This is a genomic window from Fibrobacter intestinalis, assembly GCF_900167415.1.
Lineage (GTDB): Bacteria > Fibrobacterota > Fibrobacteria > Fibrobacterales > Fibrobacteraceae > Hallerella > Hallerella intestinalis.
The window spans coordinates 1-12,788 of the sequence record NZ_FUWU01000072.1 but is presented as its reverse complement, the minus strand read 5'-3'; the positions used below and the strand labels follow the sequence as shown (position 1 = coordinate 12,788).

11 protein-coding genes and 3 pseudogenes are annotated in these 12,788 nt (G+C 47.7%); 9 read left to right on the top strand and 5 right to left on the bottom strand.

From position 1 onward, the window contains the following. From B5D40_RS13655 to B5D40_RS13640, 4 genes are all read right to left on the bottom strand, one after another. Positions 1-219: transposase (locus B5D40_RS13655; protein WP_144319706.1), on the bottom strand; the 219-nt coding region annotated here is incomplete at its 3' end. A 63-nt stretch (positions 220-282) separates the two neighbouring features. After that, positions 283-798, bottom strand: coding sequence for a PolC-type DNA polymerase III domain-containing protein (locus B5D40_RS13650; RefSeq protein ID WP_078777356.1), 516 nt, complete (start codon positions 796-798; stop codon positions 283-285). 315 nt (positions 799-1,113) lie between these two features. Then, positions 1,114-2,541, bottom strand: a complete 1,428-nt coding sequence (gene sufB / locus B5D40_RS13645; protein WP_078777355.1) for a Fe-S cluster assembly protein SufB — start codon at positions 2,539-2,541, stop codon at positions 1,114-1,116. Position 2,542: 1 nt separating this feature from the next. Continuing rightward, a complete protein-coding gene (locus B5D40_RS13640; RefSeq protein WP_073304661.1) occupies positions 2,543-3,331 on the bottom strand; it encodes a NifU family protein in 789 nt (262 codons plus the stop codon). Between the two features lie 52 nt (positions 3,332-3,383). On the opposite strand from B5D40_RS13640, the gene B5D40_RS13635 reads away from it, so the two are divergent. From B5D40_RS13635 to B5D40_RS13625, 3 genes are all read left to right on the top strand, one after another. Further along, entirely contained in the window at positions 3,384-4,244 is an 861-nt protein-coding gene (locus B5D40_RS13635) for a patatin-like phospholipase family protein (RefSeq protein WP_078777354.1), read from the top strand. A 194-nt stretch (positions 4,245-4,438) separates the two neighbouring features. Continuing rightward, a complete protein-coding gene (locus B5D40_RS13630) occupies positions 4,439-4,798 on the top strand; it encodes a hypothetical protein (protein ID WP_078777353.1) in 360 nt (119 codons plus the stop codon). Beyond that, positions 4,795-6,138 carry a fibrobacter succinogenes major paralogous domain-containing protein gene (locus B5D40_RS13625; RefSeq protein ID WP_078777352.1) on the top strand — a complete coding sequence of 448 codons (1,344 nt, stop codon included), beginning with the start codon at positions 4,795-4,797 and terminating at the stop codon, positions 6,136-6,138. The genes B5D40_RS13630 and B5D40_RS13625 overlap by 4 nt, the downstream gene beginning before the upstream one ends. 84 nt (positions 6,139-6,222) lie before the next feature. Here B5D40_RS13625 and B5D40_RS13620 read toward each other — a convergent pair whose 3' ends face one another. Beyond that, positions 6,223-8,481, bottom strand: coding sequence for an aconitate hydratase (locus B5D40_RS13620; RefSeq protein ID WP_078777351.1), 2,259 nt, complete (start codon positions 8,479-8,481; stop codon positions 6,223-6,225). A gap of 162 nt (positions 8,482-8,643) precedes the next feature. Here B5D40_RS13620 and B5D40_RS13615 point away from each other — a divergent pair, with 162 nt between their 5' ends. The 6 genes and pseudogenes from B5D40_RS13615 to B5D40_RS13590 all read left to right on the top strand — a co-directional run. Next, positions 8,644-10,083, top strand: coding sequence for an MATE family efflux transporter (locus B5D40_RS13615; RefSeq protein WP_078777350.1), 1,440 nt, complete (start codon positions 8,644-8,646; stop codon positions 10,081-10,083). Between the two features lie 379 nt (positions 10,084-10,462). Beyond that, positions 10,463-11,146, top strand: a pseudogene (dcm, locus tag B5D40_RS13610) (DNA (cytosine-5-)-methyltransferase); the annotation flags it as partial. A gap of 49 nt (positions 11,147-11,195) precedes the next feature. Next, entirely contained in the window at positions 11,196-11,969 is a 774-nt protein-coding gene (locus tag B5D40_RS13605) for an HNH endonuclease (protein ID WP_078777349.1), read from the top strand. A 13-nt stretch (positions 11,970-11,982) separates the two neighbouring features. After that, positions 11,983-12,192: a hypothetical protein gene (locus B5D40_RS13600; RefSeq protein WP_078777348.1), complete on the top strand. Its 210-nt coding sequence runs from the start codon at positions 11,983-11,985 to the stop codon at positions 12,190-12,192. Between the two features lie 22 nt (positions 12,193-12,214). Further along, positions 12,215-12,445: pseudogene (locus B5D40_RS16575) on the top strand (type II restriction endonuclease); the annotation flags it as partial. 115 nt (positions 12,446-12,560) lie between these two features. Then, positions 12,561-12,788, top strand: a pseudogene (locus B5D40_RS13590) (IS5/IS1182 family transposase); the annotation flags it as partial.

The window sequence follows — 12,788 nt, the reverse complement described above, 5'->3', positions numbered from 1 at the left end:
CTTTTCGGTTATGTCGGGGCGTTTCTGCTCGAAAATCCCCGTAGCGGATTCGAAAAGTACCTTCCTCCATTCGAGAATTTTGTTCGGATGTATCTTGTACTCGTCCGCAAGTTCAGATAAGCCTCTGCCCTTGAGGAGAATTTCGCTCAGGATTTTGACTTTCTCCTCCGCACTCAGGCGGCGACGTTTCTGTTTTTCAAGTTTATTTTCTTCTGCCATAAGGTGGCTCCTTGGTTGGAAATATACACCTTATTAGCTTCCTCAATTTTTTCCAAGTTGCGGTTAAGCGCTACAGGATTTTGCCGAAAAAAGATTGTTAAAGAAGCTTTTGCTTTCTTCTTTCAAGCCGACATATTCAAAAAAATCCTTAAATTCCCTTGCGCCCTTCAAAAGGTTAAAATAGATGTCTTTTAAGTCATTGTCCAAAGAATGGAATGCATTCACTTCGTCATAAAACAGGTCTCTAGACTTTTGGGCGTCCAGCAAGGGATTATTCAATGAATCGCTAAGAATTTTTTCGTCTTTTAGCAACCTGTGACTGGGTCGCATGGGGAACATTAGCGGAGAAAGGTATAGTGTATCGACAACCTTCTTTTTTTCCAATTCGAGATGTTTGAGGTATTGAAGGTCGTGATTCAAGACATTGTGACCTCCGACATATTCTGCATCCTTTACAAAATCCAGGAATTCGCCCTGACTAGCCGTATGAATTGTCCGGCCAAGAGAATCGACCGCACCGAGATCGGCGATTTTACCGCTGGATGTTGAAACTTCAATATCTAGAAAAATAACATTCACCGTATTAAAATAATTCTTTTTTTAGAGCCCGAGAATTCGTTTCTTGATATATCTGAACATCAACGGATTTGTCTTTGCTGCGTGCTTCGTTATGCTTTTCAACTTTTTTGCGAACCAAAGCCTTCTAGACAAAAAGATTCTCCATTTCAGTTCCTTCAGAAGAATATTTTCCCCCTGAAATTCATGGAACCGGCCGTTTTGCGTTTTCTTCCAAGCGGCAAAATGCTGCTTCTCCAGTAACTCTCCTCTCCCAACTTTTCACTAATTATCACTAGCCACTCTTATGCTAACGATTTTTTGAAAAGCTCTTTTATATCAGCCGACGCTATGTTCCAATTTTAGCGTCAGAAGCTGCTTGGCTTCGGTAGCGAATTCCCCGGGGAGTTCCTTGAAAACATCCTTGCAGAAACCGCTGACGAGAGCCTGGATGGCGTCTTCCCGACGGATGCCCCTGCTTTCGAAATAGAATAGCTGGTCTTCGCTGATCCGACTCGTGGAGGCTTCGTGTTCGGTAGAGGAATGGCGGTTGGCGACGCTGATATACGGAAAGGTATGGGCCGCGCTTTTGGAACCGACGAGCATATTGTCGCATTCGGTGTAGTTTCTCGCGCCGACGGCACTTTTGTGGATGTCCACGAGGCCGCGGTAAGCGTTGGAACTTTCGTCTGCGCTAATCCCTTTGCTGATAATGGTGCTTTTCGTGTTTTTGCCGAGGTGGATCATTTTGGTTCCCGTATCGGCCTGCATTTTTCCGTTCGTGAGGGCGACGGAGTAAAATTCGCAGCGGGAATCGTCCCCTTGCAGAATGCAACTCGGGTATTTCCAGGTAATGGCGCTGCCCGTTTCGACTTGCGTCCAGCTGATATGGGAATTTTTGCCGACGCATTTCCCGCGTTTCGTCACAAAGTTGTAAACGCCGCCTTTGCCCGTTTCCCGGTCGCCTGCGTACCAGTTTTGCACGGTGCTGTATTTGATGCTCGCCCTGTCGAGGGCGACGAGTTCCACGACGGCGGAATGCAGCTGGTTGCTTGAAAATTCGGGGGCCGTGCAGCCTTCCAAATAGCTGACGCTCGTGTCTTCGTCGGCGATGATGAGCGTCCTTTCAAATTGTCCCGCTTCCTTGTTGTTGATGCGGAAGTAGGTCGAAAGGTCCATGGGGCATTGGACTCCGGGCGGGATATAGACGAAGCTCCCGTCTCCAAAAACCGCGCTGTTGAGTGCCGCAAAATAATTGTCGCCCGCAGGAACAACGCTTCCCATATAGCGTTCGATCAGTTCGGGATATTCCTGAATCGCATCCGAGATGGAGCAAAAGAGGATTCCCATTTCCATCAATTTTTTCTTGTGGCTCGTGTAGATGCTCACGCTGTCGAAAACCGCATCGACCGCCACGTTGGCGAGCCGTTTCTGCTCGTCAAGGGGAATCCCCAGTTTGTCAAAAGTTTCCAGAAGTTCCGGGTCCACGTCTTCCAGGGAGTCGTGTGCCTTTTTGGTCTTAGGCGCGGAATAGTAAACGATGTCCTGCAAATCGACGGGAGCGAATTGCAATTCTCCCCAGCGGGGTTCTTCCATTTTCAGGAGTTTTTCGTAGGCGTCCAGGCGGAATTTCAGCATGAACTCCGGCTCTTTGCGGATTTTCGAGGCACGCCGAATAATGTCTTCGTTCAGTCCCTTTTCAAAGGATTCGTTTTCGATGGGGGTGACAAAGCCGTATTTGTAAGGCTCTCTGTAGGAATCGGGCATTTTACGTCTCCGTCGCCGAGGCGAGCGCTTCGCTGAACGGGTCTTCGGGAACGACATTCAGATTGTAGTAAACGTTGTCCCGGAGCTGGTCTTCGATATAATAGAGGGTGCCGCCACTCGATGCGGAACAGCCCGCGCAGGCTCCCTGAAAGCGGATTTTGACGTGGTTTTCGTCCGGCATTCCGAGAATCTCCAAATCGCCGCCGTCCATTTGCAGAGTGGATCGCACGTTCACGTGCAGGCAGTCGGCGATTTTTTGCAGGCGTTCTTCCGCAGAAAGAGCCGCCCATTCCTTGTCGGCTTCTTGCCTTCCTTCCACGGTCTGCGTCCGGTATCTGACCTTTTCCATGGTTTCCCGTGCGGCGAGCGCGACCGCTTTCTTTTCCGGGTAGGAATCGACGAGCTTTTGAATCAGCTTGGCAAGGCTTGAAAGCTCGGGAGCGGTTTCGGGGAATGCCGGCGCATCGGGAGTGTCCCGCAATTCTTTTTCCAGCAGGAGAACATTCGTCTTTTGCAAAAATTCAACCGCTTTGCCTTGCAGGTGTTCGCAAAGGGTGTCGGCGAGGGCGGTAAAAATGGGGCCGCCGTAAGTGAAAAAGCGGGTTTCGACAATCTGGTCTTTATCGGGATCCACCGTGATGTAGATTTTGAGGCTTTCTTCCTTGCCGTCGATCAGGGCGAGGCCGTGCTCGTCCGCTTCGACTTGAAAAATGGCTCCTCGATACTTGGGAGCGCGCGCAATCTCTTTGACTTTTTCAGAAACAAAAGATTCTGGATTTTCACTCATCATGGCCCCAAATTTAGTAATTTCACAGGGACAGGATTAAAAAAGGATTTTGAATATGGAAAAACCCGACGAAAAAATCGGCATCGTCTTGGAAGGTGGCGGAATGCGCGGCGTCTATACCGCAGGAGTTCTCGATTTTTTGCAGAGCGAAAACTTTTTTGCGGATGGTGTGATAGGCGTGAGCGCGGGGGCCGTCCAGGCGGTGAATTATGTTTCGAGCCAGCCCAAACGGGGCTTTCGGGTGATTGCGAATTATGCGAACGACAAGCGTTACATGAGCTTTCGGTCCCTTCTATTTTCGGGGGATCTTTTCAACAAGAAATTCTGCTACGAGGTGATTCCGAATGCGCTGGATCCGTTTGACTACGACGCTTTTGCGGAGTCGCCGATAAAATGTTTTGCGACGGTGACGAACGTGCTGACGGGCGAAGCGGAACATCTGGAATTGCGGGATTTGCGGGAGGATATGGACAAATTGCGGGCTTCGGGATCTTTGCCGCTGGTATCCCGGCTGGTTTCGATCGACGGCGTCCCGCATTTGGATGGCGGCATCGCGGATTCGATTCCCTACGAGGCGTTCCATCGCATGGGATATGGAATGTGCATCGTTGTTTTGACCCGGGCGAAAGGCTACCGTAAAAATCCAAATAAATTAATGCCCTTGATCCGTTGGAAATATCGGCGTTATCCGCGTTTTGTCGAAGCTTGCGCGAATCGCTACATCGAATACAACCGCACATTGGAAAAGTTGGAATCGGCAGAAGCCAGCGGGGAAGTCTTCGTGATTCGCCCGGAAAGAACGGTGGAAGTCGCACGTCTGGAAAGGAATGGGGATAAATTAAGGGCTTTGTACGAAGAAGGTTTTGATGAAGCGAGATCCCGATTTGAAGATCTGAAAAGGTTTGTGGGGAAGTAGCGAGGGCTTCGGGGTGAGTGGGAGTATTGACGTCAAAGAAGTGCTACGCTTCTCAAATCTAACCCTTGACTAGTGACAACGAGCTGCTATTTGTACGTTCCGAATGCTCGGAGGGAGAGGTATGATTTCAACTATCTTGACAAATGTATGTTTTTTTTTACATATTCGAATAAAAACAAACAGGAGAAGATTCGATGGATTTGAAAATTTCAAGAATTGCGCTAGGTTGCGCGCTGGCTTTTGGCTTAAATACATTTGTGGGATGCGGTGACAGCTCCTCTACAAAGGCGGGGAATGTGGAAAAGATTCAAAACAAGTCTATTGCAGGCGTGAGCCAGAAGGGACCTTTTGTGACGGGTTCCGTAGTCAGGCTTTATGAACTGGATGGGGAATATGCTCAGACGGGCAAGAGCTTTACGGGAAAAATTTCCAGCGATAAAGGCGAGTTTACCGTGCCGAACGTGACGCTGGCCAGCCAATACGCCCTGCTCGAAGCCAATGGCTATTTTCGTAACGAGGTGACTGGCGAAAAATCTCTTGGTACATCACCTTGAACGCCCTGACGGATTTAAGCGACCGTGAAAATGTGAACATCAACTTGCTAACCCACTTGGAATACGAGCGCGCCTTTTATCTGGTCGGTACGGGACTCGGTGTGCCCGCCGCGAAGAAACAAGCCGAGACGGAAATTTTTAACGCTTTCGGTATTTTGGGGGATTTTGAAAACTCCGAAGACCTGAACATTTTCAGCGAAGGCGAAGGCAATGCCGCCCTCTTGGCATTGAGCGTGTTGATGCAGGGAGAGAGGAACGAAGCGGAATTGATGGAACTTTTGACAAAGTTTGCTACCGATATGGAAATGGATGGAGAATGGAACGATGATACAACCAAGACGAAAATTGCGGATTGGACGATGCGACGGGATTATTATAATGGCTTGGAAAACATTCGCTCCAATATCAGTGAATGGAATTTGGGGACCGTTCCCGATTTTGAAAAGTATGTACGGAATTTTTGGTATATGAATTATGGACTTGGTGTCTGCGACAATAGCATCGAAGGTGTGGTGAAATCTAACGCCAACTCGTTGTCCAAAAATTATGGAAGTCAATTTTATTGCACTGCAAACGGATGGCGAAACCTTGAAATATGGAGTTGGGATGTTCCCAAAGAAGCCCGCTTGAATCCGAATATTGAATATGGCTCTATGACGGATGAACGTGATGCTCAGACTTATAAAACCGTCACCATCGGCACTCAAACCTGGATGGCGGAGAACCTGAACTATGCGGATTCCGTCAATACGCCCAGCCTGATGAATAATAGCTGGTGTTATGACGACGATCCTAAAAAATGTGCGGTAACTGGACGGTTTTATTCTTTTGCGGCTGCTATTGATTCGGTCGCTTTGGCAAATGACAAGGATAATCCACAGATTTGTGGCGTTGAAACAGATTGCGACCGACTTTCTGATGAAAACCTTGCTTTGCATCCTATTCAAGGGATTTGTCCCGAAGGCTGGCACTTGCCTAGCAACGCAGAATGGAATATTTTGGTCGCTTATGCAGGTGGAGATAGCGTTGCCGGTATAAAATTGAGATCCACTGGAGGTTGGTGGGGTTGGAGTAGCATTTGGAGGGACTTCGAAGACATTGGAATTGATGACTTCGGATTTTCTGCTCTCCCTGCCGGCAAGAGAGGGTATGATACTAGCGTGAGAGATTATTATAGTACCGGTGCTGGCCACTTTGCCTATTTTTGGTCTGCATCTTGGCATGATGTCAGGACGATCGGGGGGGGGGACTACTACATATATTTTGAAAGAATTTTTCCGGAGTCTTTTAGTAGGGAAGGAACAGGCTTTTCCATCCGCTGCATCAAGAATTCCAACTAGGGACGCGAAAACTTTCTAACAAATATCCGAATACAAACAAAGGCGGCGAAATTCGCCGCCTTTTCGGTAAGAACGCGAAAGGATCTACCCGCCCATCCGGATTTTATTCAGGGCGCTTCCCGCTTTGAACCATTCCCATTGCTGGGCGTTGTAAGTCTGGTTCAGCTTGGCGGATTCCGAGGAACCGTCCGCATGGTGGATTACCAGTGTGAACTGGCATCCCGGCGCAAATGCGGTCAAGCCTTCGATGTCGAAGTAATCGCCTTCGCGGACTTTTTCGTAATCAGCGGGGTCGGCAAAGGTGAGTGCCAGCATTCCCTGCTTTTTCAGATTGGTTTCGTGAATGCGGGCGAAGCTTTTCACAATGACCGCCTTGACGCCGAGGAATCGCGGTTCCATGGCAGCGTGTTCACGGCTGGAACCTTCGCCGTAGTTTTCGTCGCCAATGACAATGGAACCGCAATTTTCGTCCCGATATCTGCGGGCGAGGGCCGGCACTTCGTAGAACCGCCCGTCGTTTCCTTTGACCTGGTTGGTCTGCCCGTTAAAGGCGTTCACCGCTCCGATGAGCATATTGTTCGAGATGTTTTCCAAGTGCCCGCGGAATTTGAGCCACGGTCCCGCCATTGAAATATGGTCGGTCGTGCATTTGCCCTTGGCCTTGATGAGGAGCGGGGCTCCCGAAATGTCCTTGCCGTCCCAAGCTGCGAAAGGCTTGAGGAGTTGCAGACGCTTGGAGTCCGGATTCACGGAAATCTGGATGCCGCTGCCGTCGGGAGCGGGGGGGACGAATCCCGCGTCCTTCACTTCAAATCCCTTGGACGGGAGTTCTTCCTTTGTCGGCGGTTCGAGTTTTACCTGTTCCCCTTTATCGTTGATGAGAAAATCTTTTTCGGGGTCAAAAAGGAGCGAGCCGGAAAGGGCGGCGACGACGGCCATGAGCGGGCTTGCGACAAAAGCGTGCGTATTGGGGTTGCCGTCTGCGCGCTTGGCAAAATTCCGGTTGAAGCTGTGGACGATGGAATTTTTTTCCTTCTTGTCGGCGCCGATTCTATCCCACATGCCGATGCAGGGGCCGCAGGCGTTCGTCATGATGGTCGCTCCGAATCTTTTGAAAAGGTCGATGAAGCCGTCGCGCTCGGCGGTGTAGCGGACCTGTTCGGAACCCGGGTTGATGATGAGCGGGGCTTTGGGTGAAAGCCCTTTGTCGAGTGCCTGCTGGATCATGGAGGCGACTTGGGACAAATCTTCGTAGCTGGAATTGGTGCAGCTGCCGATGAGGGCTGCGCTGACTTTGTCCGTCGAACCAAATTCCTGGAGCGAGCCTTGCATTTCGGAAACGGGGAATCCGCGGTCCGGGCTGAAAGGTCCGTTGTAATAGGGTTTGAGGGTCGATAAATCGATTTCGATGACCTTGTCGAAGAATTTTTCCGGATTCTCTTCCACTTCCGGGTCGGCACGCAGATATTCCTGGATTTTGTTCGCTTCGTTGGCGACGGCTTCGCGTCCGGTGGCGCGCAGATAGCGTTCCATCGATGCGTCATAACCGAAGGTGCTGCAAGTTGCTCCGACTTCGGCACCCATGTTGGCAATGCTCGCTTTTCCCGTGGCGGAAAGGGCCCTTGCGCCTTCGCCGAAGTATTCGATGATAGCGTTGGTCCCGCCTTTTACGGTAAGCAGCCGCGCGACTTTCAGAATGACATCCTTCGGGCTTGCAAATCCGTGGAGCTTTCCTTTCAAGTGAATGCCGATGAGCTTCGGGTACTTGAGTTCCCACGGAAGTCCGACCATGGCATCTACGGCATCTGCGCCGCCGACTCCGATGGCGAGCATCCCAAGGCCGCCCGCATTGACCGTGTGCGAGTCCGTTCCAATCATCATGCCGCCGGGGAATGCGTAGTTTTCCAGAACAACCTGATGGATGATTCCGGCCCCGGGCTTCCAAAAGTCAATGCCGTATTTGGCGGCGACCGACGAAAGAAATCCATAGACTTCCTTGTTTTCGTCCAGGGCTTTGGGAAGATCTTCGTCTTTGCCGTTCCTCGCGGTAATCAGGTGGTCGCAATGTACGGAAGAGGGGAGAGCCACTTTGGATTTTCCGGCGGTCGTAAACTGGAGAAGCGCCATTTGCGCGGTGGCATCCTGCATAGCGACGCGATCCGGGTGAAATTCCGCAAAGGAAGTACCCCGTTCGTAGATTTTGTTTTCTGTTCCGTCAATCAAATGGGAGTAGAGAATTTTTTCGGCGAGGGTGAGCGGGCGACCGAGAAGTTTTTTGGCCGCATCGACGCGGGCGGGGATTTTCGCATAGCGGGCTTGAATCATGTTCAAGTTGAAAAGCATAATGACCTCATAAACGTTTTGCAAAAATTTAGAAAATTGCGACGGAAATGGGGATTTGACCGTTGCTAAAGGTTTGCGTTGCAAGGGGCGAAACGCTTTTGGAGTTGCCCGAATGGAAATCCTTTTTTAAATTAGGCGACCGCACTTGATTGAGGTCTTGAAATGATAGCTGATGTCGCTTCTAAATTTCCGTTTGCCAAAATGCTGAAAATTCCCAAAATGAAAAAGAACGGCGATATAAAAGATGTGCTGATTGTCGCGCTTCCGATGATTCTTTCCATGTCGTTCGACACGCTGATGACTTTTGTCGATCGCCTTTTTCTTTCGAAGCTTGGACCGACGGAAATGAACGCGTCGCTGGGGGGCGGCGGCATGAGCGTGGTGCTGCTGACTTTTTTTACGGGAACGCTCAGTTATACGACGGCGATGGTGGCGCAACGTCTGGGCGCGCGCAAAAATGCGGACTGTTCCAAAATTTTTATTCAGGCGGTGTATCTTTCCGTTTTTTGCTTGCCCTTTCTTTTTTTGACGATTCCCTTGGGACATTGGGTTTTCCGGATGCAGAATTTGGATGCCGCGCAGTTTTCTGCCCAGACGACGTATTTTGACATTTTGATGTACGGCGGGATTATCAATCTGGTTCGGAATGCCGCTCCCTGCTTTTTTACCGGCATCGGCGAAACGAAAATCGTCATGAAAGCGGCGTTCGTCGGCATGATTACCAATATTGTCTGCAATTATTTTTTGATTTATGGTTTTGGCCCAATCCCTCGCTTTGGCGTCGCGGGGGCGGCTTATGGAACGCTCTTTGGAAATTTTGTCTCGACGGCCATTCTTTTGGGGGCTTATTTTGGCAAGCGTTACCGTCGCCGTTTTTTGACGACCTCTTCCTTTGCTTTGAATGGCGGATTGATGCGGGAATTGCTTTCTCGCGGGCTTCCGGCTGGAGTGGAAATGTTTCTCAATATGTCGGCATTTCAGCTTTTGATTCTGATGCTCCATGGCCTTGGACCGGTTTCGGCGACGTCGGCTTCGATCATGTTCAACTGGGATATGGTGGCGTACGTCCCCTTGATGGGGCTGGAAATTGCGACGACGAGTTTGGTCGGTCGTTATGCTGGGGCAAAAGCGGGAGCGGCGGCGAACCGTTCGACTTTTTCCGGCCTGAAAATCGGCTGGATGTATTCCCTTTTTATCGGAATTTTATTCCTCTTTTTGCCGGGCGTACTGGCTGACGTTTTTAGTCCAGAAAATTCCGCATCCGCAGAGGCACTCGCGGTATTTGCAGAGGCGCGACCACATGCGATTTTTATGGTTCGTTTTGCGACGATTTACATTATTGTGGAAGTTTTGATGCTCGTCTATGCGGGTGCTTTGCGAGGCGCGGGAGATACCATCTGGGCGATGTGTATGAGCGGCATCATGAACTGGACGGCGGCAATCGCGCTGTATTTGGCTGCTTACGTATTGAATTTGCCTTCGCATTTCGCGTGGATTGTGGTTATCGCCACTTACGGCATCGCTCCGTTATTTTATTGGCGGCGTTGGAAAAGTGGACGCTGGCGCCGCCATGTGATGGATGCGGACAGGCGCGTCGCTTAAAAATTTGCGCTACCGGCGAGGATGCGTGAAAATTGACTATTAGCAAAATTTTACGACGTTTGTGTTAGTTCTTACTTGATCTGATTGAATTTGATAGAGCTTTCAAATCTTTGCTGGTGGCGATAGGTCTCGCTGAATTATATTTACGCCGGATATTTGTGCAAATGCTTAAAAATCCGCTCTGAATTATGTTTTTTAAAAGCAATTTAAACTTCCCGCTGCTTATAACTGCGGAAGACAACGGGATAAGGGTGTCGATTCGTCGATGACCAGCTGCATTAACGAGCAAAGGATTTTCTAACTTTTGCTAAAAGGTGTTGATTGTGGAGTCCGCTATTGGAATAATATGAGAAGAAAACAACAGAAAATGAAAGACCGCCAGTTTGCATTTATTGATTTGTTTGCTGGGATAGGCGGAATGAGGATTGCTTTTGAAAGGGCTGGTGGGCATTGCGTTTATTCTAATGAGTGGAATAAATACAGTCAGCAGACATATTTGGCTAATTTTGGAGAACAGCCGGAGGGAGATATTACACAGGTGTCAGCTTCGTCTATACCAGATCACGATATTCTGGTAGCCGGATTTCCCTGTCAGCCGTTTTCCATTGCTGGAGTTTCCAAAAAGAACAGTCTTGGCAGAGCGACAGGATTTGAGGATAAAACACAGGGAACGCTTTTCTTTGATGTTTGCAGAATATTAAAAGAAAAAAGACCTAAAGCTTTTATGCTGGAAAATGTAAAAAATCTGTGCAGCCATGATAAAGGCAGAACATTTAAAGTGATATTGGAATCCCTGGAAGAACTGGACTACAGTGTGTTCTATTCTGTACTGGATGGACAGAATTATGTGCCGCAGCACAGGGAGCGTATCCTTATTGTGGGGTTTGACCGTAAAAAGTATGGAAAGAATGTGCAATTTGATTTCGAGTTGGCTCCTAAATTTCCAAAACCTGTAATGCGTGATATCCTAGATAAAAATGTTGATGAGAAATATACGCTGTCTGATAAACTCTGGACATATCTTCAAAATTATGCAGCAAAGCACAGAGCGGCAGGAGATGGAAATTTAATACTAATCGGGTAATTTAATTTGAAAATGTTGGAGATTAATTATGGAAAACAAAGTCTGGACGCGGGATGAAATGATACTGGTGCTGAACTTGTATCTTAAAATGCCGTTTGGGAAAATGCATCGAAAGAATCCTGATGTAATTAAGACGGCTCATATATTAGGTCGTACTCCCGATGCTGTAGCCTATCGTCTTGTCAATTATGCCTCTTGTGACACTCAACTTAAACAAAGGGGCATTTCTGGAATGTCTCATGGCGGTAAAAAATGTGAAAAATATTGGAATGAATTTATCAATGATCGTGACAGGCTTCTGTTTGAAAGTGAAAAAATTTTAGCGCAATTAGAGGGTACATCTATTGAAATTAGATATAAAAAAGAATTATATGACATTCCCCAAGGATTAACTGGCGAAGCTAAAATATGTCAAGTAAAAACACGCATTAATCAAACTGTATTCCGCCAGATTATTCTTGCTAATTATGATTATAAATGCGCTTTGACAGGAATTGATATTCCCGAATTACTCGTAGCTAGCCATATTATTCCGTGGGCAAAAAATAGCAAGGAACGTTTAAACCCAGAAAACGGTATTTGTCTTTCTGTTCTATATGATAAGGCTTTTGATCAAGGACTTATTGGGTTTGATAAAAATGGAAAAGTTCTTTTTTCAGAGCGGTTGGCAAAAAATGTAGGTAAAGAATATTTTGATAGGTATTTTTTGCCAGTTAGCAATAAAGCATTATCTGAAACTAAGAAATATTCTGCCAATCCTGATTTTTTGGAATGGCATCGTGCCAATATTTTTAATAAGTGAAAGAAGTGATAAAATGGAAGAACAATTTAAAGTAGGGGATACTATTTATTGGTATTGTGATATCTGTGATTGTGTACATAGTGGAGTGGTTAAATTTGTAAATCGTACATTTGTTGGATACAAAGAAATAAACTATGAAGTTGAAGCCTTCTGTTGCGAAGAAAAAAAGACATTGTTTATAGATTATTATGATGCAATGGAAAAGGATTTGAGCGAAGCTTAGTCGAAAAGTATTTTGTCAGGTCTTCCTCTTTCCTTCACAGGAAACATACCATGATTATGGATTTTCTGTTGATTTCATTATTTCTCTGGCAGCGAAAACAACCTGTAAAGACAGATGGAGGCAGGTGCTAAACGAAGCAGATCGATTGCGGGACAAGCCGAAGTATCTGTGTACGCTTCAGCAGGGAATATCCGGGGCGCAGATGGATGAAATGCAGTCGGAAAATGTTATATTGGTTGTACCGAAACCTTATATAGTCCTCCCTTAAAATCTCGTCCAACCCGCATAACTATTGGGGAAAATTGATTTCTACCCTGTGAAAATATTGCAAGGATTTCTAAAATATGATTGAAAACCTTGCATTTTTTATGTACAGACCGCCAAAATCCCACGCCCAGACAAGCCTTTTCTGTTCCCTTGAGGAGCAGTTGAACCACAGGCACCCCCTCTACGTTCTCGCGAACAAGATTGACTGGAACAAGTTCGAGACCGAGTTTTCCAAATTGTTCGACGAAAAGATGGGTGCGCCAAACAAGCCGATCCGTCTCATGACCGGGCTCATCATCCTGAAGCACATCCGCAACGTATCGGACGAG

Bases quoted from the DNA above. Each gene is read 5' to 3' on its own strand.
- B5D40_RS13600 (WP_078777348.1), top strand. From the start codon at position 11,983: ATGGAAGAACAATTTAAAGTAGGGGATACTATTTATTGGTATTGTGAT.
- B5D40_RS13640 (WP_073304661.1), bottom strand. From the start codon at position 3,331: ATGATGAGTGAAAATCCAGAATCTTTTGTTTCTGAAAAAGTCAAAGAG.
- sufB (WP_078777355.1), bottom strand. From the start codon at position 2,541: ATGCCCGATTCCTACAGAGAGCCTTACAAATACGGCTTTGTCACCCCC.
- B5D40_RS13620 (WP_078777351.1), bottom strand. From the start codon at position 8,481: ATGCTTTTCAACTTGAACATGATTCAAGCCCGCTATGCGAAAATCCCC.
- B5D40_RS13635 (WP_078777354.1), top strand. From the start codon at position 3,384: ATGGAAAAACCCGACGAAAAAATCGGCATCGTCTTGGAAGGTGGCGGA.
- B5D40_RS13615 (WP_078777350.1), top strand. From the start codon at position 8,644: ATGATAGCTGATGTCGCTTCTAAATTTCCGTTTGCCAAAATGCTGAAA.
- B5D40_RS13605 (WP_078777349.1), top strand. From the start codon at position 11,196: ATGGAAAACAAAGTCTGGACGCGGGATGAAATGATACTGGTGCTGAAC.
- B5D40_RS13630 (WP_078777353.1), top strand. From the start codon at position 4,439: ATGGATTTGAAAATTTCAAGAATTGCGCTAGGTTGCGCGCTGGCTTTT.